Annotated in this window: 25 protein-coding genes; 12 read left to right on the top strand and 13 right to left on the bottom strand. The window is 69.3% G+C overall.

Translation table 11 applies throughout. From position 1 onward, the window contains the following. Positions 1-59 precede the first annotated feature (59 nt). A complete protein-coding gene (locus ACSMFO_RS05110; RefSeq protein ID WP_436457159.1) occupies positions 60-704 on the top strand; it encodes a lytic polysaccharide monooxygenase auxiliary activity family 9 protein in 645 nt (214 codons plus the stop codon). A 396-nt stretch (positions 705-1,100) separates the two neighbouring features. On the opposite strand, the gene ACSMFO_RS05105 is transcribed toward ACSMFO_RS05110, so the two are convergent. Together ACSMFO_RS05105 and ACSMFO_RS05100 are read right to left on the bottom strand one after the other, a co-directional pair. Then, on the bottom strand, positions 1,101-2,162 hold the full coding sequence (locus ACSMFO_RS05105) for a family 43 glycosylhydrolase (RefSeq protein WP_241832653.1): 1,062 nt from the start codon (positions 2,160-2,162) through the stop codon (positions 1,101-1,103). 244 nt (positions 2,163-2,406) lie between these two features. Beyond that, positions 2,407-3,234, bottom strand: a complete 828-nt coding sequence (locus tag ACSMFO_RS05100; protein WP_436457158.1) for a helix-turn-helix domain-containing protein — start codon at positions 3,232-3,234, stop codon at positions 2,407-2,409. An 81-nt stretch (positions 3,235-3,315) separates the two neighbouring features. Here ACSMFO_RS05100 and ACSMFO_RS05095 point away from each other — a divergent pair, with 81 nt between their 5' ends. Next, complete coding sequence (locus ACSMFO_RS05095) at positions 3,316-3,723, top strand: SRPBCC family protein (RefSeq protein ID WP_436457157.1); 408 nt, start codon at positions 3,316-3,318, stop codon at positions 3,721-3,723. Here the strand turns inward: ACSMFO_RS05095 and ACSMFO_RS05090 are convergent. From ACSMFO_RS05090 to ACSMFO_RS05050, 9 genes are all read right to left on the bottom strand, one after another. Beyond that, a complete protein-coding gene (locus ACSMFO_RS05090; protein ID WP_436457156.1) occupies positions 3,692-4,591 on the bottom strand; it encodes a helix-turn-helix transcriptional regulator in 900 nt (299 codons plus the stop codon). The two genes, ACSMFO_RS05095 and ACSMFO_RS05090, sit on opposite strands and share 32 nt — an antisense overlap. A gap of 52 nt (positions 4,592-4,643) precedes the next feature. Continuing rightward, positions 4,644-5,447 carry an SDR family oxidoreductase gene (locus tag ACSMFO_RS05085; RefSeq protein ID WP_436457155.1) on the bottom strand — a complete coding sequence of 268 codons (804 nt, stop codon included), beginning with the start codon at positions 5,445-5,447 and terminating at the stop codon, positions 4,644-4,646. Between the two features lie 158 nt (positions 5,448-5,605). After that, positions 5,606-6,829: a glycoside hydrolase family 18 protein gene (locus tag ACSMFO_RS05080; RefSeq protein ID WP_436457154.1), complete on the bottom strand. Its 1,224-nt coding sequence runs from the start codon at positions 6,827-6,829 to the stop codon at positions 5,606-5,608. 149 nt (positions 6,830-6,978) lie between these two features. Next, positions 6,979-7,971: a LuxR C-terminal-related transcriptional regulator gene (locus ACSMFO_RS05075; RefSeq protein WP_436457153.1), complete on the bottom strand. Its 993-nt coding sequence runs from the start codon at positions 7,969-7,971 to the stop codon at positions 6,979-6,981. After that, positions 7,961-9,199 (bottom strand): MFS transporter, encoded by a 1,239-nt coding sequence (locus ACSMFO_RS05070; RefSeq protein WP_436457152.1) that lies wholly within the window; start codon positions 9,197-9,199, stop codon positions 7,961-7,963. The genes ACSMFO_RS05075 and ACSMFO_RS05070 overlap by 11 nt, the downstream gene beginning before the upstream one ends. After that, positions 9,196-10,917, bottom strand: coding sequence for a condensation domain-containing protein (locus ACSMFO_RS05065; RefSeq protein ID WP_436457151.1), 1,722 nt, complete (start codon positions 10,915-10,917; stop codon positions 9,196-9,198). The genes ACSMFO_RS05070 and ACSMFO_RS05065 overlap by 4 nt, the downstream gene beginning before the upstream one ends. Continuing rightward, the gene (locus ACSMFO_RS05060) at positions 10,914-11,708 is read right to left on the bottom strand and encodes a protein phosphatase 2C domain-containing protein (RefSeq protein WP_436457150.1); all 795 of its coding nucleotides are present in this window, start codon (positions 11,706-11,708) and stop codon (positions 10,914-10,916) included. The genes ACSMFO_RS05065 and ACSMFO_RS05060 overlap by 4 nt, the downstream gene beginning before the upstream one ends. Beyond that, positions 11,705-13,408, bottom strand: coding sequence for a hypothetical protein (locus tag ACSMFO_RS05055; protein ID WP_436457149.1), 1,704 nt, complete (start codon positions 13,406-13,408; stop codon positions 11,705-11,707). The genes ACSMFO_RS05060 and ACSMFO_RS05055 overlap by 4 nt, the downstream gene beginning before the upstream one ends. Before the next feature lie 186 nt (positions 13,409-13,594). Continuing rightward, entirely contained in the window at positions 13,595-14,149 is a 555-nt protein-coding gene (locus ACSMFO_RS05050) for a helix-turn-helix transcriptional regulator (protein ID WP_436457148.1), read from the bottom strand. A gap of 254 nt (positions 14,150-14,403) precedes the next feature. Between ACSMFO_RS05050 and ACSMFO_RS05045 the strand changes: the two genes are divergently transcribed. Then, positions 14,404-17,634 (top strand): BTAD domain-containing putative transcriptional regulator, encoded by a 3,231-nt coding sequence (locus ACSMFO_RS05045; RefSeq protein WP_436457147.1) that lies wholly within the window; start codon positions 14,404-14,406, stop codon positions 17,632-17,634. Between the two features lie 2 nt (positions 17,635-17,636). On the opposite strand, the gene ACSMFO_RS05040 is transcribed toward ACSMFO_RS05045, so the two are convergent. Continuing rightward, a complete protein-coding gene (locus ACSMFO_RS05040; protein ID WP_436457146.1) occupies positions 17,637-18,002 on the bottom strand; it encodes a holo-ACP synthase in 366 nt (121 codons plus the stop codon). Between the two features lie 328 nt (positions 18,003-18,330). Between ACSMFO_RS05040 and ACSMFO_RS05035 the strand changes: the two genes are divergently transcribed. Genes ACSMFO_RS05035 through ACSMFO_RS04995 form a run of 9 tightly spaced genes read left to right on the top strand, consistent with a single transcriptional unit; the run spans position 18,331 to position 23,929 of the window. After that, positions 18,331-19,215: a diiron oxygenase gene (locus ACSMFO_RS05035; RefSeq protein WP_436457145.1), complete on the top strand. Its 885-nt coding sequence runs from the start codon at positions 18,331-18,333 to the stop codon at positions 19,213-19,215. Beyond that, positions 19,212-20,054 (top strand): hypothetical protein, encoded by an 843-nt coding sequence (locus ACSMFO_RS05030; RefSeq protein ID WP_436457144.1) that lies wholly within the window; start codon positions 19,212-19,214, stop codon positions 20,052-20,054. Before ACSMFO_RS05035 ends, ACSMFO_RS05030 begins: the two co-directional genes overlap by 4 nt. Before the next feature lie 2 nt (positions 20,055-20,056). After that, the gene (locus ACSMFO_RS05025) at positions 20,057-20,440 is read left to right on the top strand and encodes a holo-ACP synthase (protein WP_125737616.1); all 384 of its coding nucleotides are present in this window, start codon (positions 20,057-20,059) and stop codon (positions 20,438-20,440) included. A 27-nt stretch (positions 20,441-20,467) separates the two neighbouring features. After that, complete coding sequence (locus tag ACSMFO_RS05020; protein ID WP_037348320.1) at positions 20,468-20,716, top strand: hypothetical protein; 249 nt, start codon at positions 20,468-20,470, stop codon at positions 20,714-20,716. Continuing rightward, on the top strand, positions 20,716-21,540 hold the full coding sequence (locus tag ACSMFO_RS05015; RefSeq protein ID WP_436457143.1) for an SAM-dependent methyltransferase: 825 nt from the start codon (positions 20,716-20,718) through the stop codon (positions 21,538-21,540). The genes ACSMFO_RS05020 and ACSMFO_RS05015 overlap by 1 nt, the downstream gene beginning before the upstream one ends. After that, positions 21,540-22,499: a 3-oxoacyl-ACP synthase III family protein gene (locus ACSMFO_RS05010; RefSeq protein ID WP_436457142.1), complete on the top strand. Its 960-nt coding sequence runs from the start codon at positions 21,540-21,542 to the stop codon at positions 22,497-22,499. The genes ACSMFO_RS05015 and ACSMFO_RS05010 overlap by 1 nt, the downstream gene beginning before the upstream one ends. Beyond that, positions 22,496-22,765: an acyl carrier protein gene (locus ACSMFO_RS05005; RefSeq protein ID WP_038514973.1), complete on the top strand. Its 270-nt coding sequence runs from the start codon at positions 22,496-22,498 to the stop codon at positions 22,763-22,765. Before ACSMFO_RS05010 ends, ACSMFO_RS05005 begins: the two co-directional genes overlap by 4 nt. Beyond that, positions 22,762-23,556 (top strand): hypothetical protein, encoded by a 795-nt coding sequence (locus tag ACSMFO_RS05000; protein ID WP_436457141.1) that lies wholly within the window; start codon positions 22,762-22,764, stop codon positions 23,554-23,556. Before ACSMFO_RS05005 ends, ACSMFO_RS05000 begins: the two co-directional genes overlap by 4 nt. A 4-nt stretch (positions 23,557-23,560) precedes the next feature. Next, positions 23,561-23,929, top strand: a complete 369-nt coding sequence (locus ACSMFO_RS04995; protein WP_436457140.1) for a holo-ACP synthase — start codon at positions 23,561-23,563, stop codon at positions 23,927-23,929. A gap of 6 nt (positions 23,930-23,935) precedes the next feature. Here the strand turns inward: ACSMFO_RS04995 and ACSMFO_RS04990 are convergent, their stop codons facing one another. Beyond that, complete coding sequence (locus tag ACSMFO_RS04990) at positions 23,936-24,370, bottom strand: DUF6326 family protein (protein WP_436457139.1); 435 nt, start codon at positions 24,368-24,370, stop codon at positions 23,936-23,938. Positions 24,371-24,417 lie beyond the last annotated feature (47 nt).

The raw sequence follows: 24,417 nt of genomic DNA, 5'->3' as shown, positions 1-24,417 counted from the left end.
CCGGTGCGCCGGGCGCCTACCGTGGCATGGTCTAGACCTCTCATGAGAGGACTCTTGCGATGAAGTTTTCCCGCTCTGTGGTGAAAGTCGCGGTATTGACCGCGGTGTTCGGCGCGGTCTCGGTGTTCACCGCCGTTCCCGCGCTCGCGCATGGCTCGATGGGCACTCCGATCAGCCGGATCATGCGCTGTTTCCAGGAAGGTCCGGAGAATCCGCGGTCCGCCGCGTGCAAGGCCGCCATCGCGGTGGGCGACAGCTGGCCGATTTACGACTGGGACGAGGTCAACATCGGTGACGCCAGCGGCCGTAGCCGCGAGATCATCCCGGACGGCAAGCTGTGCAGTGCCGGCCGGGCCAAGTACAAGGGGCTCGATCTGGCCCGTGCGGACTGGCCGGCGACCACGATGCCGGCCAGCGGCCCGTACACCTTGCGGTATCAGCTGACCGCCGCGCACCCGGGCACCTTCGAGCTGTATGTCACCAAGCCGGGTTACGACCCGACGAAACCGCTCAAGTGGTCCGACCTGGAAGACACCCCGTTCTACAAGCAGAACAACCCGCCGATCGCCGGCAACGCCTATCAGTTGAAGGCGAACCTGCCCGGCGGGCGGACCGGCAGGCATTTGATCTATTCGATCTGGCAACGCCACTGGCCCGATTCCGGCGAGGCCTTCTACTCCTGCTCGGACATCATCTTCACCTGACCTCCGCGGCCCGGCCGGCAAAGGTGGCGAAGACCGATGTCGGCTGGGCAAAGCTCGCCGACCCCGCCCCGATTGTCGGGCGCGGGTCAGATGGCAAGAGGGCCTGAACGGTTTTGGCTCGGGTCGTGAGTGTTTTGAGTCGTTAGAGCCAAGGGTGTCTTAAGTACCTACGCGGAGCGCGGCTGTGGCTGATCCAACCTGCGTCAGTAGGCACTAGCGGAGTGGTGTGGGCTGAAGGCTCCCTTCACCGAGTCTGACGCGACGAAAGGAGCCTTCGCCCCCGGCCGGCTACGGGAGCGGTGGTTCGGTCGCAGGTGCCGCCTCGTGAGTGTTTTGGGTCGTTAGAACGACCCAAAACACTCACGACCCCTTCGTAAACCGGCCGGATCGGGGCCCTTAACTGAGGTAGAAGCCGCCGTCGTTGCGGAGGACCGTCGCGACGATCGGGAACCGGCGAGTGCCGTTCCACCAGTGGTAGACGGCGTGGTACTGGCCGTTGGCCGCCTGGAAGAAGTCCATCCCGCCGGGGCCGGGGTGGTTGCCGGGCAGGCCGCGGTAGGGGTTGAGGCCGCCGGTGCCGGTGTACCCGAAGTAGGGCCGCTCGGCCCCGTTCTGCCGCGGTGTGCAGCGCGTCGACGGGATCGGGCCGGTGCCGCACCGGGCGATGCCGGTCGCATACCGTGCGCTGTCCCAGTTGTTGCCGGAGTAGGCCAGGTACCAATAGCCGTCGGCGGACTTGAACATCGACGGGTTCTCGATCACGTGCGTGCCGCCGCTCATCCGGATGGTCTCCCAGCCGATGTCGGTGCTCTTCAACGCGTCCCGGCGGGTGTCCCAGTCCGCCATGCCGTTGGACTGGGTGCGCACGACCGAGATACCGGTCTCCGGGTACGAGGTGATCGCGTCGTCCCGGTAGGCGACGTACATGGAGCTGCCCGAGACGAACGGGTTCGCGTCGATGGCCCAGCGGCCGTTGCCCGGGCAGGCCCACTCGACGGGGTTGGTGAACGGCCCCCGCGCACTGCCCGAGACGGCGCGGCCGAGGCACTTCTGGCCGGAGCCCCGCTTGGACGCGGTGTAGTACATGAAGTAGGTGTCGCCGAAGCGGACGACGCCGGGCGCCCAGACGTTGCCCTCCGCCCAGCTACCCGGCCCGTTGGGCAGGGCGTCGGCCGACGCGCACGTGCCCACGCCGACGGTGTTGCCGGAGCCGTGCACGAGCACCGGCACGAACAGTTTCCCGGTCACGCCGCACCGGTCGCCGACACCGGCGCCGACCGTGGTGCCGTAGGTGACGTACGAGCCGTCCTTAGCCTGGACGGTGTCCGGGTCGGCGAGAGGGAACGTCGACTCGGCGGCCGCGGTCGAGACACCGTCGGCCGCGCCGGCCGTGCCGACCGCCGTGACGGTGGCCGTGGCGGTCGTGGCGAGCACGCCCGCCACGAGTAATCTGGTCATCCACTTGCGCATGCTGAATCCCTTACTGGGCAAGAAGAGTGATGTCGGTCAAGAGGAGCACCCGGCCACCCACGGTCGAGGTGGGAAGCCCTGCGGCTGCGATGCCGGGCAAGATTCGCCGGGGTGTCCGGCTGCTCTCCCCGGTTACTTGTGGACGGACAAGTGCGCCGGTTGCAAACTATGTGACCTCACTCGCCAACGGGACTGAAAGCGCGGAAACTGCCGCTCGATGCATCCGTACGGCCTATCGGTGCTGTCGTTCGACCGTGGTGAGCAGGCCGCGTAGCGCGGTCGGGGTGTGCCCCAGGTGTTCGCGCATCGTTCGGCACAAGTGCGCCTGGTCGGCGAACCGGAGGTCGGCGGCGAGGGTGGCCAGGCTGGGCTCACCCGCCTCCAACCGGTCCAGCGCTCGGGCGACGCGGACGCGGTTGCGGTAGCGGGTCAGGGAAACCCCCAGTTCGCGGGTGAAGGCCCGGCTGAGCCGGTACGGCGAGACACCCAGCAGGGTGGCGAGGGGGACCAGGCCCTCCGCGGCGGGGTGACCGTCGCCGATCAAGCTGCGAGCTCGGGCTACCAGTGTCCGGTCACCGGTGCCCGCCGGATCGCTCTCCGGGACCGTGGTGGCCACGACCTGCCGGACGGCCTCGGTCACCAGGCTGATCAGTCCTTCGGTCGCCGCGTAGTCCGTGTCGGCGGCCCGGGAGGCGGCCAGGAGCCGCCGGTGGGCGAGGTCGAGCCCGCCGTCCACATACAGCGACGTGCGTTCCAGCCGTGGTGCGTCGCCGGCCATCGCGCGCCAGAACGCGGGGGTCAGGCTGATCGACGTGCACCTGTCGCCGCCGGCGGGATGGGCGAAGTACTCCTCATCACCGGGCATTCCGAGGTAGCCGACGGTGCGGTCGAGGTCCACGTGGACGCCACGGACCCGGCGACGGAACCCGCCGCGGCGCACGAGCACGAGCCGCACGTCCTCGCGTGGCCACTCAGCCGACCAGCCGCGGTGATCGTCTCGGCAGTCCACGTCCGCGATGGCGAACTCCGGGCGGGCCGCGAGCCCGAGGAAGGAGAGCACCCGCGGAGGCTACGTGGAGGGTCCGACAGTTCCGCAAGGATCTTCAAGACCTGGGGGACGGGTTCGGGCAGGGTTGGCGATATGGCTTCCCTCAGCGACGAAATCATGGTCGAGTCCAGCGCCGAAGCGGTGTGGGAGGTGATCGGCGACTTCAGCACGGGTCCATCGCGGATGGCACCGGGGTTCGTGGTGGACACCCGGATCGAGGACGGCTGCCGGGTCGTCACCTTCGCCGACGGCACGGTGGTCCGGGAGCGATGCGTCACCGTCGACCACGACACGCGCCGGATCGTCTACGCGGTGATCGGCGGCACCGTTCGGCCGGACCACGACAACGCCTCCATGCAGGTCTTCGCCGACGGCGAACGGCGGTGCCGGCTGGTGTGGGCCCGCGACGTCCTCCCCGACGACTTGGCCGCGCCGATGGCCGAGGCGATGTCGCGCGGTTTGGAGGTCATCAAACGGACCCTCGATGAGCCCAGGCGGTGATCTCGGTCGTCGGCTTCTCCTGACCGGCCGCCCACGACGCCAAGAGGGCCAGGCCGTCCGCGGTCGTCGTCCCGGCGGGTGCGGTGTAGACGGTCAGGAGCAGGCCGGGTTCGGCAGGCAGCTCCATCGACTCGACGTCCAGGTCGAGCCTGCCCACTACGGGATGGTGCAGACGTTTGCGTCCGGACCGGTGGAGCTGAACGTCCTGAGACGCCCACCGTCGCCGAAACAGCTGACTGCGCGTCGACAACTCACCGACCAGGGCGATCAGCTCCTCGTCGTGCGGATCGCGGCCGGCTTCCATGCGTAGCTTCGCGGCCACATCGCGGACGATCCGGTCATAGTCGACAAAGAACGCTTTCGCCGCCTCGGGATCCAGATACACGAACCGCGCGGTGTTCGCCGGTCGTCGCGGGTCGGCCAGTACTGGTGAATACAGCGCGCGGGCAAGGTGATTCATGGCCAGCACGTCGTAATGGCCGGTGCAAATCCACGCCGGTGCGTCGGTGATGGCGTCGAGAACCTGCTGAAGCGCGGGACGCACCGTCACGGCGGGTCGCCGTCGGCGAGTGGGTGCCTTGGATCGCCGCGCCAGGTGGAACAGGTGATCGCGTTCGGCCTCGTCGAGGTGCAAGGCGGAGGCCAACGCGCCGAGCACCCCGTCGGAGGCGCCGGCGAGGCTGCCGCGCTCCATCCGCACGTAGTAGTCGACCGATACCCCGGCCAGGAGAGCTACCTCTTCGCGACGCAGCCCTTTGACCCGGCGGTTGCCGCCGTAAGCGGACAGTCCGGCCCGCTCCGGCGTGATCCGGGCGCGACGCGAACTCAGGAATTCCTTGATCTCGGTGCGCAGGTCGATCGTGGTCACCTTTTCACTGTAGGCCGGTGTCCACAGGCGAAGGGAGGTACTGCTGGTACCCCTAAGTACCCGACGCGGTCGTCGCGATGCCGCCGTCGACCGGGACGATGGCGCCCGTCAAATAAGACCCCGCCCGGCCGGAGAGGAACACGGCGGTGCCTGCCATGTCGTCGTCACGGCCGATGCGGCGCAGAGGTGTCTTCGCCGCGATCGTGTCGCCGATGGCGTCGATCGTGGCCGCCATCATCCGCGACGGGAACACTCCTGGGGCTATCGCGTTCACCGTGACGTGCTGTGGGCCCAGTTCCCTGGCAAGCACCCTGGTGAGTTGATGGAGTGCCGCTTTGCTGCCGGCGTACGAATAGTTGGGCGCCTCGGCGACGTGGATGGCGGCGATACTGCCGATGTTGATGATCCGCGCGGGATCATCGGCGGTACCCGCCCTGCGCAGCGCGGGCAGCAGCGCCTGCACCAACCAGAACGGCGACTTGAGGTTGAGGTCGATCACCGCGTCCCAGGCCTCGGCGGGGAACGTCTCCAGCGGCTCGCGCCACATCGCTCCGGCGTTGTTGACGAGGATGTCCAGATGGTCCGAGCCGGCTTTGACGAGATCCGCGAGGCGCTGACACTCGTCGTACCTGGACAGGTCGGCGGGGATCGCTTGAACGTCGCCGAATTCGGAGAGCAGACGCTGTGCCTCCGCGCACGCGTCCGCCTTGCGTGAGCTGACGACGACTCGGGCGCCCGCCTGCAGAAGGCCGCGCGCGATCATCATCCCGATGCCCCTGGTTCCGCCGGTGACAAGTGCGTACTTCCCGCTCAGATCGAAGAGTCCTGAGTGAGTGGTGAATTGGTTGCCCGCCATGGGTCTACGTCCGTTCTGTCGTGTGAAGCCGACTCGAACAGGCTGGCAGGCGTGCTGGACGTCTGGGAGCCCCTGGCGATACAGGTACTGCCAGAGCCCCCTTGTCCTCTGCCGCGGAGGCCGGCGGTTCCCACGTCGGGCGACCGCCGGCCCTTCCATCAGGGCCGGAGCCAGGGCCCGGTCATCGCGGCGAGAAGGCTGTGCTGCGGATCGTCGGCGCCCAGCTCCCACATCATCATGCCCGCCAGGCGGTGGCGTTTCGCGAACAGCGAGCGGTCCTGAATGGACCGGGGGTTCTCGTAGCTCACCCAGATCTTCTTCTCCGGGTTCCAGAGGTACGGCGAGCGCACGATCGGGTCCCAGCCCTTGCGGAATCCGGGGTCACCGGCCCACTCCGGGCCCATGAGGACCTTGTAGTCGAGGAACTGCATGGCCGTGTACGGCTGGTAGAGGCCGTCGTTGGCGGTCGAAGTGACGGTGAACGCCCGGCCGTAGAAGGGAACGCCGAGGACGACCTTCTCGCGCGGGACACCGTGGTCGGCCATGTACTTCAGCGCGCCGACGTTGTTGTTGTACTCGTCGTTCGGATCACCGGGCCGCTTGACCAACGGGTCGTTGAAGCAGGAGAACTTCGAGTAGCCCGTGCAGAAGTCGTAGGTCATCAGGTTGAAGATGTCGACGAGCCTGCCGACTTCACGCAGGTCGAAACTGTTGGACGCGTCGTAGGGCGCGCCGCCGGTTCCGGTGCCGTCGTCCTGGACACGGCCCGCGGGGATGTCCGCGGACAGCTTCATGGCGCGGGCAGGCCTGCCGTGGTCACGGGCATAGCGCTGCAGTTGTGACCGGAATTCCTTGAGCAGCAGGGTGAAGTTCGCGCGGTCGGCCGGCGAGTTGCCGATACTGGGCAGCCCTCCGGAGACCGGGAACTCCCAGTCGACGTCGAATCCGTCGACCAGTCCGGTCGGGAACGCGCTCAGCCAGTTGTCCACACAGGACCTGACGAAGGCGCGCCGGGATTCCGCGGTCGCGGCGCCGGCGCCGAATCCCGGTGCGGCCCACCCGCCGATGGAGATCAGCACGGTCAGGTCGGGATGACGACGTTTCACCGCCGCGAGGCTTTCGATGTCCTTGCGCTGCTTGGCGTCCGGGGTGCTGCACCGGCCGCCCGCCGGTGAGGCGAACCAGTAGCTGATGGTGTTCAGCATTTCCCAGGGGACCTGATCGGCGGGCGGCGTGCCGCCCCAGAACGCCTCCAGGACCGGCCGATCCGGTGGTGGGGCGGCCTCGGTCTCCGGTGTCCCGGAAGCGGGCGAGGCGGGGAGCAATGCCAGGACCGCGGCGAGGCACAGCCCCAGCCGCAAGGCCAGATTCTTCGGTCGCATGGAAGATCCTTCCTGGTGGGGATGTGTCGGAAATACGGTGCAACCACTCGGACAGTCCGCTGACGTTGCGAAAGCCACTTTCCCAACCTTCAACGTTGCGAAAGTGGCTTTCGCAACACGCCACCTTTGCCCTGCCTTCGAATCGCCACTCACGACCGAGTGGTGGTGGCGACCAGACCCGCCCGCGCGGCGGCGACGCCCGCCTGGAACCGGCTCTCCGCGGCGAGTTCCTGCATCATCGCCGAAATGTGCCTGCGCAACGTCCGTTCGGACAGGCCGACCCGGCGCGCGATCACCTCGTCCTTGAGGCCGGCGGCGAGCAGGTCCAGCACCCGGGACTTGACGACGTCGAGGGTGCCGTCGTAACCGGACCGGCCGGGATCGAAGTCGGTGCCGGATTCCCAGCCGCGGTCGTGCGTCCCGGCGAGGAACCGCGCGATCACCGGCCCGTGCACCATCGCGACGGCCTGGTCGCCTTCGAGCCCGGCCCGGAGGAACGCGACCTCGCGGTCGAAGACGGCGAATCGGTCGAAGATCTCGTCCGAGGTCCGCACCCGGCCGCCGAGGGAGGCGACGTTGCACAGGAACGACCGGGTCGCCGCGTCCGCGCGGGCCGCGTGCGGATACAGCACCCGGACGCGGATCCCGCGCCGCAGCGCGTCCAGTACGAGCGGCCGCAGGTGCCGCGCTTCGGGGGGCTCGTGCGCCACGCACGACTGCATCATCAGCACTTCGGACTTGCAGCCGTTCGCCGTTTCGACGAGCCGCAACTCGGTTTCGCGGGGATCGCGCGAGACCTGGATCGGCGAGTGGCGCGGGTTCGCCTGTTCCGCGCGGCCGAAGGCGTCGGCGAACGAACGCAGTTGCCGCCGCCGGGCCAGCAGCAGGCTGCGCTGGTCGTGGATCGCCCGTTCCAGTGGCAGCAGCAGTTCGGTCCGCGCGCTGTCGGGATTGACCGCGACGACCTCGCCGTTCCGGGTCTCCCTGATCAGCCGCAGCCGCCGCAGGAGGCCGAACGCGCGGTCCACCTCGGCCGCCGGGACACCGAGCCGGTCCGCGATCTCCGCGGGCCCGTCGCCGTCGAGGATCCGTTCGTAGACCTCGACGGCGAACTCGTCGGTCTCGATCCGGTCACTGAGCACTTCGCAGGTCCCTGATCGAGCGGACCGCGAGCAGCAGCACGGTACAGACGAGCCCGAGCACGGTCGCGAGGATCATCAGTGGCCGTGCGCCGAAGAGGCTCGCCATCGGCCCGGCGAGCGACCTGCCCAGCACCAACGCGAGCAGCGACCCCGAGACGTCGTAGGCGTAGACCCGGTTCAGGAGTTCCGCGGGAATCTGGGTCTGGACCGTGGTGGACCACAGGACACCCCAGTAGGCGAGGCCGAAACCGGCCAGCGTCCAGCCGGCGACGAGCAAGGCGACCGGAAGTCCCACCGCGGGCGTGATCGGGTACAGCGCGAACAACGCCCAGCCGATCGCCCCGGACAGCAGCGGCCTGCCCGGGCGGACGCGCATCGCGACCGCGCCGCCCGCGACCCCGCCCGCGCCGAAGGCGGCCATCCCGATGCCCAGCGCCGTCGAACCGTAGTCCGAGACGACCAGGTCCGCGCCGACCGGCAGGGACACGCCCGCCACGAAACAGCCGTACACCAGGTGGATCGCGATCACGCCCCAGAGCCAGCCCCGGGCGGCGAACTCCCGCCAGCCTTCGACCAGCTGACGCCAGAACGACGGTTCACTGTCCTCAGTGGACTTGACCGGCGTGAGCCGCAGGGCGAACAGGCAGATGGCGCTGATCCCGTACGTCGCGGCATAGATCCCGAACACGGTCCCGGTTCCGGCGACGGCGACCAGCACACCGGCGAGCGCCGGGCCGAGCACGCCCGAGATCGCCTCGGAAATCCGCAGGATGCCGTTCGCGCCCTGGACGTCCTCCGCGACCTGCGGGACCATGCTCGCCACACCGGGCTGGAACAACGCGGTGGCGGCACCGCTGAGGAACTGCAGGACCACGATCGTCGGCAGCGACGGCGTTCCGACGGCGAAGGCGACCGCCATCCCGCCCTGGACGACCAGCCGGACGAGGTCGGCGATGATCATCATCCGGCGCGGCGTGAACCGGTCGGCGAGCACGCCGCCGAACAGCATGAACAGCGCGAGCGCGCCCATCCACGCGCCGAGGGCGTAGCCGACGCCGTCGATCCCGTGACCCGCCGCCAGCACGGCGATCGAGAGTGCGACGGGCAGCATCGCGTCGCCCAGCATCGACCCGCTGCGCGCGGTGAGGTAGAGCTTGAAGTTGCCGGACCAGAGCCGTCCGGCGGCCGGTTTTCCTTCACCGGTCAGGGTTTCCGTGTCGTGACTCATACCGGCAGCTCCCGCCCGCTCGCGGAGTCGATGGCCGTGGCCGTCCAGGCGTCCGGATCCAGCGGATCGGCGGGAGGCTCGGCGCAGATCACGTAGTGGTGCGGTGCCAGCGCGGTCGGCCGTCCCGGCAGCGCGGCCAGTACTTCGGCGTGCAGGTCCGCGGGCGTCGCCGGGCCGGTCAGGTGACACACCAGCCGGTGACCCAGGACGTCGTCGGGCTCCGCGGTCACCAGATGCGGCCGGTCACCGAGGACGTCGGAGACCAGTTCCCGGACTGCGTCCAGCTCGACCCAGCACGAGTCCGAGAGGTACCAGCCTTCCCCGCGTTCGACGGGGGCGAGCGTGGTGAGCGAATGCAGTTCCTTCACCGCAAGATCCGCCTCGGCCGCCGCGCGCAACAACGCCAGGAGGCCGCGGCCGAACTCGGTCACCTCGGAGGTGTCGAGACAGGCGGGGTCGACCCACAGCGTCAGATCCAGTTCCGTGTCGAGGCGGTACAGGCAGCCGAAGAAGCGGGTCGGGATGTCCTCCTGCGGCAGTAGTTCCAGCGTGCCACCGATGTCGGGGTCGTCTTCGACGTCCGGTCCGCCCGGCAGCCACACCGATGGCAGCCTGCCGTAAGCGGCGCGAGGCGGCTCGCCGACCGCCGCGTCGCCCAGCGCGCTCATGTCGTTGAACACGAGATCCCTGGCGAAGGAAAAGCCTCGTTCGTGGGTGACGCGGGTGATCACTTCCCAGATGGCGTTGGCTTCGAACCAGCTGTGCCGGTACGCGGGCACGGAAGCGGCGCGGACGGCGTGGACCAGTTCGTCGAACCTCTCCGGGATGGTGACCGGGAGCAGCGCGTCCTGCGCCATCGAACCGAAGAAGCGGCGCAACTGCTTGAGCACCCGGTTACCGGACAACGACGTCGTCACGCAGGCGGATTGCGCGGTCCAGTGCGCGATCAGCGCGTTGAGCGCGGCGAGGGCGATGGCGGAGGGGCTCGCGCTGGTCCGCTCGGCGATCGCCGCGATATGGCCCATCGCGGCCCGTGAACGGACTCGCAGCCCGGGCCGGAGGAAGCCGGTTCCGGTGGCGGGCACGGGGAACATCGCCTGCGGAACCGTGCGCAGCTTGCTTTCCCAGTACCGCGTCGCCGCCTGTCCCAGCCGCTGCACCGCGGGCGTCTTCTCGAGTTCGACGACATCGAGAGGCTGCGGCGAGTCGTCCACGGGCAGCTCGTGCCCGGCGGCCAGCTCGGTCCATTCGCCGAGGAGGAGTTCGCAGGTGGCGACGTCCATCGCGGCGTGGCTCACCACCCAGACGAGCCGGCGGGGGACGGCGTTCTCGGTCACCACGGCGAGATGCAGCGGCAGCTCCGCGGTCAGATCGAAGACCCGGGACCGCAGGGCGCGCGCGGTGCTCTCGGCCGTCCGGCGGACGTCGCCGTCGCTCTCGACGACCTCGACCTCCACCTCGCCTTCCGCGAGCACGTGCTGGAGCGTCCGGTCGCCGAACGAGTACGTCGTCCGCAGCGACTCGTGGCGTTCGAGCAGCACCCGGATCCAGCCAGCGACCTGGTCCACCGGCGCGCCGGGTATGTCGAACACCATCGCGAGGTTGAGCCGCGTCGGATCGTCGTCGAGGGTGATGGCGCGGACGATGTTCGCGTGGCCGAACGCCAGCGGACCGGAGCGAGCCGTCTTGCCGGTGAAGCGGACCGGGAACCGGGTCATTTCGTCACCTCGTGGGTCGGGCGGGTCAGGGGAGCGGCGGTGGTCTCGAACCGGCAGAAGGCGACTGTCGCGTCGTCGTGGTGTTTCCCGGCGAAGTGGCCCGGCGCAGTACGGAGTTCGGCACGGCGGGTCTCGTGGACGACGGCGGCCGGGCCGTCGAGCTCGGCGACGTCGAGCAGCTGGTGCCAGGTCCACCCGTAGCGTTCGACGAGCCGGTACGCGCCGTCGGTGAGGAGCGCGGCGCGCCGCAGCCGCGAGAGTTCCACGGTGCCGGTGCGGGCCTGGTCGGCGGCGGCCGGATCACTGCCCGCGACCCAGAACCCGCCGGGCGCGTTGCGCAGGGGCCGGACCTCCTGCCAGGACAGGTGCAGCAGCCGGTCGATCCGGTCGTCGATGACGGCCTCGACGGTGCCGTCGAGCCGTTCGAGCACCACCGCCGAATCGCTGAGCACCAGGTAGTCGGCGAAGCCGTCCCGTTCGCGCAGGATCGCCACGGTCGCGGTCGGGCCGCAGGGATTGCCGAGATCGCAGGTGCCGGAGTGGGCGTCGCGGACCGACTCGATGGCCGCGCGGAGGACGGCGCGCAGGTCTTCGGCCGGACGTTCGACGAGGAGCCGGTCCAGCGCGGTGCCGAGCCTCGCCACCAGCCAGCGGACGTCGTGCACGCAGCCGGTCTCCGCGCCCGGTTCCGCCGTCGCGCCGTCGATGACCAGTGCGTGATACCGGCCTGAGAGCACCAGATCCTCGTTGACCAGGCCGTCACCCGGCTGGGAGAGACGATCGACTTTCATGCTTCGTCCTTTTCGTAGGCGAGCCATTGGGCGAGTGCGCGGATGCCTTGATCGAGTTCCGTCGCCGGTTCGTCGGCGACGAGACGAGGGGCGGAAGGGCCGTGCGGCGACGACGGCCAGCTGACCGGAACCCGCCGGACGGTCCGGGCGACCACGTCGGCCAGTTCCCGGCTGGTCAGCGGGGACGGAGTCGCGACGGTCCGCCGAGGCGCCGGCTGGTGCAGGAGGTGGTGCACGGCGAGCGCGATGTCCCGGATGTAGGCGGGCCGGTGGGTCGCCCGCGCCGGGACGTCGGCCCGGATCGGTTGTGCCAGCAGGGCTTGCCGGGTGAACGTCTCCAGGACGGAATAGCCCTCGATACCGGGCCCGTACGGCGAACCGGTCCGCAGGACGCTGGTGCCCGGTGCGGCGGCGGGGACGGGCGCGCCGGGAGGACAGACCTGGACCACGTGCCGCGCCGTCACGGGAGGGAGCGTGGAACCGGGTTCGGCGACGTGGACCACGGCGTCGACGTCCGGCCCGTCGTTTTCGTCAAGGACCTCGTATCCGCGATCGGCCAGATGACGCGCGATCTCCCGGCCGAGCGGGCGGTGGGTGGCGGTGACGACGACGCGTTCCCGCCGGGGCGCGGGCGAACGCCGTGCCCGGGCACCGGCCTCGTGGCCGAGACGGGCCAATTCGGACAGAGCGGGCCGCAGCGTCCGGAGCGTGGAAGCGCCGACGGTGGTGCACACTCCGCCCGCGCCGATCGTGCCCAGCGCGAGGGAGCCGACCCGGTCGAGCCTGCCGCGGGTCCCGAGTGCGCCGAGGAGGTAGGCCGTGGTCCAGAGTCCTTCGATGGCTTCTTCGCCGAGATGCCGTTCCAGATCGTCGAGAGCGCCGAACACCGACCCGGTGACTTCGAGCCGTTGCTTCTGGCAGGCGTCGAAATCCCAACCCGCCCGGCCGAAGTACCGCTCGGCGTCGATGGTCGTCCGTCTTCCGCCCTCACGGACGACGCACTGGGCGATCCCGTGCTTGAAGAACGGGATGACGTCGGGATCGAGCGGACCCGCGCCGAGTGACCAGTCGTCGCCGGGCGGGGCGGCGAAGCATGCCGACCGCCGCGAGCCGTGCGAGTCGTTGCGGAGGACGCTGGGTTCGTCCGCGTGCTCGACCAGATTCGGCGCGACCAGGAGCACCGGGACCCCGGCCGCGCGCAGGTACCGGGACATGACGACGTCGTCGGGCCAGGTCGAGCCGTGCGCTTCGGCGAAATCCGCGAAACCGGCCGCGATCCGGGCGGGCAGGGCCAGCGCGACGGTCGGGGTGTACTCGTGGGTCGCGGTGACCCATTTCGCCCCGGCCAGTGCGGCGAGCCGCACGGCGGCGCCGTTGCGGGAGTTCCAGTTGGTGTAGAAGGCGATCGCGGCGTCGGGCGCGGCCGCGACGGCGGCCCGGGCGTGGTCGAAGAAGCCGTCGGCGGGAACGGCGTCGTCCTGGAGGACCAGGTGGTGGGTCGTGCCTTCGGCGATCGCGGACCAGGCCCGGATCGCGGTGCGCAGGGCGGTCGGCGGTCCGGCGGGCTCCGGATCGGCGACCGGTCGCAGCGCCCCGGCGGGCGCGGCGGCCAGCAGGCGGCCGGTGAGTCCCGGCCGCCGCGGATGGGTCATGACGGCACCGGTGAGCACTATGTCGTGGCGGAGAGTCGGAGTGGTCACGTGGCTTGTCCAATCAGGACGTGAATTCGAGACGATCCGGAACGGAATCTAGGTCGGTTCCGGCGGACGCCACCAGAATTTGGCCGAAAGCGGACTCGGCGACCGGAGAAAGACATCCCGATCGGCGACGCCGGTAATGATCAATCCACAATGGACGAAGAATGCGGCCGGTACCGGACAGTCGCTTCAGCCGACCGCGTCGGCGGGAAGCCACCCGCATTCCGCCGCCCGGAAACCGAGTTCGAACCGGCTCCTCGCGCCGACGCGGGCCATGAGGACGTTCACGTACCGCCGAACGGTCCTCGCGGACACGCCCAGCCGGTTCGCGACCGCTTCATCGGTCAGTCCGTCGACCAGGCAGCGCAGGATCGCCTGTTCGAACTCGTCCGGCCGAGCGGACGTCATCTCCCAGGGCGTGGCCTCCTCCCAGCGAGGGTCGAAGGCGTCGGCGAGGGCGCTGATCAACGTCGGCGTGGTCACCATGAGCAAGCTTTTGGCGCCGTCGCCACCCGATGGGACCAGCGCCAGTCTGCGGTCTATCAAAAGGGATTCTTCGATCGCCCGATCGGTGACCTTCACCCGGAGCCCGTGCCGCACCGCCTCGATGATCTCGCCGCGCGCGTGCTCCGCCGGTGTCGTGCACAGCAGCCGCACCCGGACGTGCGGCGGGAAGGCGCCGCGGCGCGCGGCCGCGGTGACCGTCCCGCCGAACCACGGCGAACCGCCCGTAGCGGTGGTCAAGACTTCCTGTCTTGCGGTGGAAACCAGATCGAGTACAGTCGACAGGCTCGTTCCATCGGTCGGGTTCGGAGCGGATGACGCAGACACTGACCTTGCCCCCAGGCGTGTTCGTCCTACACGATCGCACTTTGTTTCCCGCCAGCTGAATTCTTGTTCCGAAGCATGCGTAGAGCCGGTATAAGTTTGGTATGGACCACTAATCGGAAAGGTTGCGAGCGCTTCGCGATTATTCCGGCGAGGTGAGTGGGGGACATATGGAGTTCACGATTCTCGGGCCGCTCGGTGTCCGCGACGGGAATACCGAACTCGAGCTGGGCGCGCCGAAAGTCCGCCGTCTGCTGGCGCTGCTGCTCCATCGCGCGGGCGAGGTGGTCCCGGTGAGCGCGCTGGTCGACGGCCTGTGGGCGGGCCGCCCGCCGCGCACCGCGGCGAAGAACCTCCAGCTCTACGTCCTCCAGCTACGCCGCGCGCTGGCGGATCCGGATCGCGTGGTGCACCGCAGACCCGGCTATCTGCTGGTGGTGAATCCCGGCGAACTGGACGTGCGGCGGTTCGAGGATCTCGCCGACCAGGCGCGCACGGCACACGAGCGGCGGAACGCGGTCGTCGCCGGAAGTCTCGCGCGGCAGGCACTCGCGGTCTGGCAGGGCCCTCCGTTCGGCGGGCTGGCCGACAGCAGCGCCGCGCTCCAGGTCGAGGCGGACCGGCTGCAGGAACGACGGCTGGTCCTGCTGGGGCAGCGGATCGACGCGGATCTGGCGCTCGGCAGGCACGCGGACGTCGTCGCCGAACTCACCGAGCTGGTCTGGGAACATCCGTTGCGGGAACATTTCCAGGCCCAGCTCATGCTCGCGCTCTACCGGTCGGGGCGCCAGGCCGAGGCGCTCAAGGTCTACCGCCGGGCGCGTGCCCTGCTCACCGGCGAGCTCGGGCTCGAACCGGGTGCGGAGCTGACCGGCCTCGCCCAGGCCATCCTGCGCACCGATCCGGCGCTGGACCTGCCCACCGCCGAACAGCCGGTTTCCGCCGTGCCGAGACAGCTGCCCGCCGCGGTGCCGACGTTCACCGGCCGTACCGCGCAGCTGCGCCGGATCGACGCCCTGGTCGCCGGCGGCGCACCGGTGGTGATCGTCAGCGGCACCGCGGGGGTGGGCAAGACCGCGCTGGCACTGCAATGGGCACACGGCGCGCTCGACCGGTTCCCGGACGGCCAGCTCTACCTGAATCTGCACGGCCACGCGCGGTCGGCGACGGTGACCGCGGCCGAAGCGCTGGTCCGGCTCGTGCGCTCGCTGGGTGTCCCGCCCGACCGGATACCGGTGGACCCCGACGAACTGGCCGCGCTCTACCGGTCCGAGCTCGCGGGCAAACGGATGCTCGTGGTGCTGGACAACGCCGGCACGGCGGATCAGGTGCGGCCGCTGCTGCCCGGCCGTCCCGGCAGCCTCGTCGTGGTGACCGGCAGGCAGGAATTGCCCGGGCTCGTCGTCCTGCACGACGCCGGCGCCGTCCGGCTGGACCTGCTGACCGAAGAGGACGGACTCAAGCTGCTCGCCAGGATCGTCGGCGCGCAGCGGGTCAAGGAGGAACGCCGGGCGGCGGCGAAACTGGTCCGGTTGTGCGCCGGGTTGCCGCTCGCGTTGCGGATCGCGGCCGCGGACATCGGCATCGGCCGGGACCGGCCGATCGGCGCCGTGGTCGACGGGCTGCTGCGGGCCGACCGGCTGGACCGGCTCGGGATCGACGGCGACCCGTCGGCCGCGGTCCGCGCCGCGTTCGCGCTGTCGTACCGGCGGCTCGGTCCGGCCGCCCAGGGCTTGTTCCGGTTGCTCGGCGTGGTCCAGGTGCCGGATTTCACCGCACGGTCGATAGCCGTGCTCGCCGGGCAGGACCCCGAGAGCACGTCCCAGGCTCTCGCCGAACTGGAGCGTGCGCATCTCGTCGCCCGGGGCGCCGACGGCCGGTACCAGTGCCACGACCTGCTTCGGCTGTACGCGACCGAACGCGCGCGGGCCGAGGACGACGCCGCCGGCCGCGACGCGGCCAGGCTCCGGCTGTTCGGCTGGTATCTCGCGACGGTGACCGTCGCGGTCACGCGGATCACGCCGCAGATCCTCCGGCTTCGGGAGGGAGCCGAATTCGGCGAGACCGACGTCGTCTTCGATGACGACGCCGAGGCACTGGAGTGGCTCGAAGCGGAACGTGCCGACCTCATGGCCATCGTCCACGACGCCGCCGCGCACGGCCCGCACCGGATCGTCTGGTTACTGGCGGACGCCCTACGCGGTTTCTTCTGGCTCAGAAGGCATTCCGTGGACTGGGTCGCCGTCGCCAAGGCCGGGCTGGCCGCGGCGGTCGTGGACGCTGAGCCGCGCGGCCGGATCGCCGCCCGGCAAAGCCTCGCTCAGGTGTATCGCGGTCTGGGCGACTACACGGCCGCCGTCGCGCACTACACCAGGGCGCTGGAGCTGGCGACCACCGAACGGTGGCCGGAGGCGGAAGCCGCCGCGCGCGGCAATCTCGCCGGAGTCCACTGGGAGCTCGGCGCGCTCGACGAGGCGGTCGCCGAACTCGACCGCGCGATCGAGCTGAACAGCCGGATGGGCTGGGAAGCGGGACTTTCGGCCAACCTGCACAACATCGGGACACTGCTGCGAGAGCTGGGCAAGCCACAGGAGGCCATCCAGCGGCTGGCCCAGGCCCTTTCGCTCATCGAACGCGCCGGCAATCGCGACGGCGCCGCGCATGTGTACACCACGCTCGGCGAGGTCTATCTCGACCTCGGCAGGCTGACCGATGCGCGCGAGTCGCTGTCGAAGAGTGTTTCCCTGCACCGGGAGAACGGCGCTCGTTACGGGGAGACGACCGCACTCTGTTCACTGGCGGCGTTGTGCGCCGAGACCGGGGAATTCGCCGAAGCGGCCGAGCACGCCGAGGCGATGCTGGAACTCGCCCGGGAGACCGGTGATCGCCGGGCGGAGGCGAACGCGCTCGCGGCACTGGCCGAACTCGGGGGCCGGACCGAGCTTTCCGTCGCGCCCGAAGTCTTGGCCGGGCAGGCGGTCGAACTCGCCCACAAGATCCACTACACCCGCGCGGAGATCGTCAGCCTGCTGGCGCTGGCCGAGGTCTGTCGTCGTGGCGGGCGGCTCGACGACGCCGTCACGCATGCGGGTGCGGCCGCGGATTTGGCCGCACGGAGGGACTTCCGGCTCCTCGTCGCCCGGGCCCAGACGGTGCTGGCCACCACTCGGCGGGACCTCGGCGACCGGAAACAGGCCGCCGAATGCGCCGAGCGCGCGCTGACCCTGCATCGCCGCACCGGCAACCGGATCGGCGAGGGACACGCGCTCGCCGTCCTCGGCGAAGTCACCGCGAAACGGGATCCCGGTGCCGGGCAGGGACTTCTGCGGAAGGCGCACGACATCCTCGCCGACTGCGGTTCGGTCGAACGATTCCGGGTGGCGAACCTGCTCGCGACCTGAGCTCAGGCCGTCCCCAGCGCGACCGCGATCACGAGCCCCCGCTCACAGGAAATGGAGACGTCGACCCGTCCGATGCCCAGCGCGCGGGCGCGTTCGGACGCCGCACCGCGCAACTCCACCGACGTCGCGCCCGCTCCGGACCGCCGGAGCACGATCTGGGCGGGCGGGACCGAACCGGACAGGCAGGTCCTGAGCATCTTCAGCACCGCCTCCTTCGCGGCGAACCGGCAAGCGAGACAGACACTGCCCGCCGTCGCGAGGTCGTCGATTTCCTCCTGGGAGAAAAGGAACTTCAGGAACCAGCCGCGTCTCGCGAGCAGGTCGAGTTCGGCCACGCGCAGCGCGTCCACTCCGACGAGCGTGGTCATACGTTCCCGGTCCCTTCGCACTTCGCGCCGGTCGCCCGGTCGAGTGGGTCGTGAGTGGCATTCGTGTTCTGTCGAGGGGCAGGGCGAAGGGCGGCGTGTTGCGAAAGCCACTTTCGCAACGTTGAAGGTTGCGAAAGTGGCTTTCGCAACGTCCTGGACTGTCCAGGTCCCGCCGCTCCGCGTCGTCGCTGTGCGGCCACCCTAGATCGCCACCGCATCGGGAAACCAGGGTGCTGGCCGGTGTCGGCCAGACCGCTTGCGGACGTTGAATCGCGCGGATTCCTTGCCGTAGCGTCGAATCGAGTCCGGAAGAACGGAGGAGACCTTCGTGGCCAGTGACATCAGTGACATCATCGACGCGGACGAACGGTTTCGTGGCCTGCTCGATCGCCTTTCGTCGAAGTCGATCGACGACTACTACAACCCCTATCAGATGTTCGAGTGGCCGGGCAGCCTGCCCGAACGGATGTGGTGGATGAGCCCCGAGCTCACCACCACGCACGGCACCGAGTTCGCCACGACACTGAGCGAAGAGCAGCTCTTCGCCTTGTCGCGGTTCGAAAGCATCAACTTCTACAGCCTCAACGTGCACGGGATCCGCGAGCTGCTGATCGAGGTCGTCGCGCGTATCCACACGGCGGGCTTCGAGACGCCGTCGGAGTTCTTCCACCACTTCATCGGCGAAGAGAACGAGCACATGTGGTTCTTCGCCGAATTCTGCCTGCGCTACGGCGAAAAGATCTACCGCGCACCGGGTGCCGGTGTCATCATCCCGCCCGCGTCTTCGTCCAAAGTGGAGAGTCTTCTGGTGTTCGCGAGGATCCTGATCTTCGAGGAGCTGGTGGACCACTACAACTCGTTGATGGCGCGGGACGAACGTCTGCACGAGACGATCCGCGCGATCAACCGCATCCACCATCAGGACGAATCGCGGCATATCGCGTTCGGCCGGGAGCTGGTGGAGCATCTCTACGGCGACCTGAAGAAGACGGCGACCGAAGAGGAGCTCGTCGGGGTTTCGGCCTATCTCCGGCGGTATCTCACCTACAGTTTCGAGTCGCTGTACAACCCGCAGGTCTATCGCGACGCCGGCATCGAGAACCCGCTGGAACTCCGGCGTGCGCTGCTCGACGCGCCCACCCGGCCGGCCACCGAGCAACAGGTGTTCCGCAAGACCTTGAAGTACCTGGAGCGAACGGGGATCCTCCGATGACCCGCACCACCGGAGTGGACGGCGCCGAAGCGCTGGCGATCCTCGGTCCCGACGAGACCGCCCTGGTCCAGGAACTCGACCGGACCTTCCTTGGCTGGGCAGGCGCCGCCGGGGCTCGGGAGATCAGCCCGCCGCCGCTGTACCCGGTCACCGACCTGGAGAAGTTCGACGTCTACGCGAACTTCCCGCACCTGGCGTTCGTGGCCGGTCCGCTGGATCTGGCCGGCCGGGAGGGAAAGCCGGTCGACGGGCGGTTCGCCGGCGGCGATCTGCAGGACGGCCGTTACGGTCTGCCGCACGCGACCTGTTACGGGGCCTACCTTTTCTACGAGGGCACGAAGGTGTCCGAGACGGAGATCGTGACGCTCGTCAACCGCTGTTTCCGCAGCGAAGACCACTACAGCGGATTGCGGCGGCTGGCGAGTTTCCAGATGCGTGAGATCGTCGCGCTCGGCTCGTTCGAGCACACGCAGGAAGTCGTTTCCCGCTTCACCGAAAGGATCCTGGCGTTCTCCGGCGAACTCGGCCTCGGCCTGGAGAAGGAGGCCGCGATCGATCCGTTCTTCCAGAACGACGGCGCCCGCGCTCTCCTGCAGAAGCTGAGCCCGGTGAAATACGAGTTCCAGCACGGCACCCTCGCGATCGCCTCGGTCAACACCCATCGCAACTTCTTCGGCGAACGGTGCGACATCCGCTTCGGTGACGGCAAGGAGTTCGCCTACACCAGTTGTGTGGCGTTCGGCCTGGAGCGCTGGCTCGCCGTGCTGACCGAGGTCCACCACGGCGATCTCCCGACGGCGCTGGCGGCCGTCCGAGCGGCGGCGGACCGGGCCGGGTGACCATGCCCGCTAGACGGATCGGCATCGACGTCGTCCCGCTCAGCCGGGTGCGCGAGCTCGTCGCCCAGGACGCGGAACCCGCGCTGCGGCGCATGCTCTCGTCCGCCGAACTGCTGAGCTCGTCCACTCCGGACGGTCCGGATCTGGCCGGTATCGCGGGACGCCTGGCCGCCAAGGAAGCGGTGTTCAAACTCTTCCACGTCGGTGGGCAGCCCGTGCCCTGGCTCTCGACCGAAGTGCTCAAGAGCGACGGCGGCTGGCCGGTGGTCCGGCTCACCGGACGCGCCGCGCGGCTGGCCCGGGAAGCCGGGCTCGGCGAGATCGAAATCAGCATCACCCACGACGACGCCTACGCCATCGCGGTCGCGGTGTCCGCCGCGGACTGAGAAGAAAACAACCTCGAAGGAGAAGACATGCCCGCCCCTGGTATCGAAAAGGTCAGTGACTGGATTCTCGGCAGGCACCCCGAACGCACCGAGCTGGCGTTCGAAGAGGACCTGATCGAAAGCCGCTTGGTCGACTCGCTTTCGTTCGTCGAGCTGGTCTACGTGATCGAGGACGCGAGCGGCGTCGAGGTCGACTTCGACAACATCGACATCGCGGACTTCAAGACCCTGTCGGCCATCGAGAAGGCGTTCTTCGCCGGGGCGGGAGTCAGCTGATGCACGCCGTTTCCTATACCGCGCAATGGATGGCGGCGGCTCGTTCGCTCGAGTCCGAACGCGAGGACGCGCTGTTCGCCGACCCGCTGGCGAGCGCCCTCGCCGCGCCGGACGGGTTCCGGCTGATCGAGCGCTACGCCGGTGGCGGGCTGCTGCCGTTCATCAGCATCCGGACCAGGTTCCTCGACGACGCCATCGGCGAGCTGCGGTCGGATCCCTCCATCCGCCAGGTCGTGCTGATCGCGGCGGGGATGGACACCAGGGCGTTCCGGCTGGACTGGCCCGAGGACACCGTCGTCTTCGAGGTCGACCACGAGCCGCTGCTGGTGGAGAAGCAGCGGCGGCTGACCGAACTGGGCGCCGAGCCGCGTGTCGATCGCCGGGTCGTTCCCGCCGACCTGACCCGCGAATGGCTGCCGGACCTGGAGAAGGCGGGCTTCGACCCGACCCGCCCGACGTTGTGGGTGGCCGAGGCGCTGACCTTCTTCCTGACCGAGGAGCAGGCCGGCGGTCTGCTGAAGACGCTGGGTTCGGTGTCGGCGCCGGGAAGCAGGCTGGCGTTGGACATCCTCGGCCGTGCCCTGCTGCGCAGCCCGTTCTCGAAGCCGTTCCTCGACCGGCTGGCCGACGACGGGACGCCGTGGATCTTCGGCACCGACGAGCCGGAGGAGTTCCTGCTGGCCCACGGCTGGAAGGTCGACGCCGTCAAGGAGCCCGGCCAGCCCGGCGCGGGTGAGGACCGCTGGCCGTACGAGGTACAGCCGCCGGAACGCCGCGGCGCCAACCGGCTCTGGCTGTTGCAGGCCGAATACCTGGAGGGCTGATGGGCGCGACCACACTGGAACGCGTCGAATCGTTCGTACCCGACCGCAGCGTCCGCATCGAGGAGCTCGGCGAGCACCTCGGGCTGCGCCGGGCGGAACTCGGCGTGTTCCGGAAGTTCTACGGCCTCGACACGCTCCGGTTCGATCCCGGGATGGACCTGTTCGACCTCCTGTTGCCCGCCGCGAAGCGGGCGCTGGCGGCGCTGCCCGCCGGCCGGAGGATCGACAGGCTGGTGTTCGCGCATACGACCCAGGCGCTCGCGCCGGCCGACGTCGACATCGCCCAGGAGCTCGTGCGGCGGCTGGGGCTGGTGGACGTCGAGGCGTTCGCGTTGTCCCACCAGGCTTGTGTGAGCAGTCTGGGTGCCATCGACGTCGCGGCCGAGCTGCTGCGGGCCGAGGGTGAGACCGGCGGTTACGCGCTGATGGTGACCGGCGAGCGGGCGTTCTCGCCGATCGTGCAGCTGATCCCCAACACCGCGATCATGGCGGACGCGGCGTCGGCGTGCCTGCTGACGGTGGACGGCGACGGCGACGTCGTGCACTCCTTCGTCACGAAGACGTTGGGGCAGTACGCGGAATGGCTGGCGCTGACCCCGGAGCAGAACACCGAATTCGGCGAGCTCTACGGGCCGAGGCTGGCCGAGGTGATCCTTGAGGCGGTGGCCGAGGCGGGATGCGGGTTCGACGACATCGATCTGGTGATCCCGCACAACGTCAACGCCCTCGCCTGGCGGCAGACGGTGAAAGCGCTGGAGGCGCCGCCGGAGAAGTTCTTCCTGGAGAACATCCCCAAGCTCAGCCATTGCTTCTCGTCGGACGTGTTCCTGAACTACACGACCTTGCGGGAGAACGGCAGGCTCGTCGACGGTGCCCGCTACGTGCTCGTGACGGTCGGTCTCGGTGCCACGTTCGGCGCCATGGTGATCACCCATCGGACGCGGGGGAGCGGGACGTGACGGCCCGCGACGAGGTGGTGTCGGCGATCGGGGACGCGCTCGGGGACGTCCTGGAACGGGAGATCACCGGGCTGACCGAGGACACGCGGCTGTTCGACGACCTGCGGCTGGACTCGTCGAAGGTCTTGGAACTGCTGATGCTGGTGGAGATGGCCGTCGACATCACGGTGGATCCGGACGACCTCGACATCGATCGCCTCCGCACCGTCCGTTCGTTCGCCGACTACGTCGAATCCAGGCAGGCCATCGGGGAAGGAGTGTCATGAGCGGTGAACCGACCCTGCGCGGCACGAGCGCGGTGATCTCGCCGCCGGGGCCCGGCTACCGGGAGGACGCGGCGGTCTCGAGGTTCCTCGCGGATCTCGTCGAACCGTTCGGGTCCAAAGTGGACGAAGAACGCTGGCAGCGCGGCGCGCACGTCTCGCACAAGGCGCTGACCGACCGGTTACTGGAAGCCGAGGGCGTGCGCACGAGCCGCCCGCAGCTGGTCATCGTGACCCACGCCCTGCCCGACGTCCTGCCGTTCACCGCCGTGGCGCCGTATCTCGCCGACCGGCTCGACGTCACGGCGACCACTTTCTCCGTGGCACAGCAGGGTTTGGCCGCGCCTTTCACGGCCTTGCGCGTCGTGGCGGCGTATCAGCGGTCGGGACGGTGCGACGAGGCGGTCGTCGCGGTATTGGAGCAGACGACGCTCCCGACCCCGCATCCGCTGGTCGACGACGGCGGGCTGGTCGACTCGGGTGCCGCACTGGTCCTCGGCACCGGACCGGGGCCACGGCTGGCGTCGGTGTCGTCCGGAGGGACGGTGGGCGAGCTGCTCGCACCGCACCGGGAGCCCGGCACGCTCGTGGTCCTCGGTCCGTGGGTGACGGAAACCGTCGACGCGGGAGACGTCCACCGGGTCGCGCCGGGCTCGTACTGCACCAGTGTGTGGCTCGCCCTGGCGGGAAACTGGCCGGCGTGGCAGGAGACGTACCGGAAGGTCGTGCTCTGCGACACCGACCCGGTGAGCGGCCGCAGTCACGCCGCGGTCTTCTCCTTCCCGGCGGGGTAGCAAGATGCGGATCGGGGCCGACCTGCTGTACGTCGGCGAACTGGACCGGCTGCTGGCACGGCCGTGGTTCCGTGCCTACGTCTACGCCGAGTCCGAACTCGCCACCGCGGCCGGGTTCGGCCCCGATCGATGCCGGGAGTTCCTGGCGGGCCGGTTCGCCGCGAAGGAAGCCGTCGCGAAGGCGATCGGCACCGGTTTCGCCGACGGCGTCGCGCCGCGCCAGATCGCCGTCGAACGAGCCGATTCCGGAGCGGCCCTGGTGGTGCTCACCGGCGCGGCGGCCGCGGGAGCCGCCGCGCGCGGGGTGGTGGAGGTGCAGGTCTCGATCACGCACAAGGCGGACCTGGTGCTGGCGGTCGCGCTCGCGGTGTAGACGAGCTCACCGTGCGGTGCGGGGCCAGGTCCAGGCGTACCGCAGGATGAGGGCGAGGACGATCAATTCCAGTGCGACGCCGAGGCCGTAGAAGTACCGCCAGGACTCGCCCACCGCGTTGAACGCCGCGAAGGGGACCTGGATCGAGGCCACGATGAGGTTCGTGGTGCGGTTCGCCCGGGCGGGCAGGATCATCGACAGCACGACCATGAAGGCCGGGATCGCCATGAGCGTGAGGAAGACGGCGAACAACGTCTGGCTGATGTCGAACTCGAAGACGACGCCGGCCTCGATGTCTTTGACGACACCGGGTTTGAAGAAGGCGAGAATGTCCACATAGGCGTACAGGAGCACGAGGCTCGTCCACGCCGCGGCGAGCTTGGCTCTCACCGGGATCCGCTGCTCGTCCAGGGCGGTCGTGGCGGGTTGAGGTGTTCTCATCGTGGGCTCCGTTGTCGTCGTGAGGACCGGTGGGCCAACGATCGCCG

The sequence above is a fragment of the Amycolatopsis sp. w19 genome (assembly GCF_051373225.1).
Taxonomy (GTDB): domain Bacteria; phylum Actinomycetota; class Actinomycetes; order Mycobacteriales; family Pseudonocardiaceae; genus Amycolatopsis; species Amycolatopsis japonica.
Note: the sequence above shows the minus strand (reverse complement) of the source record. Positions and strands in the feature narration are given on the sequence as shown.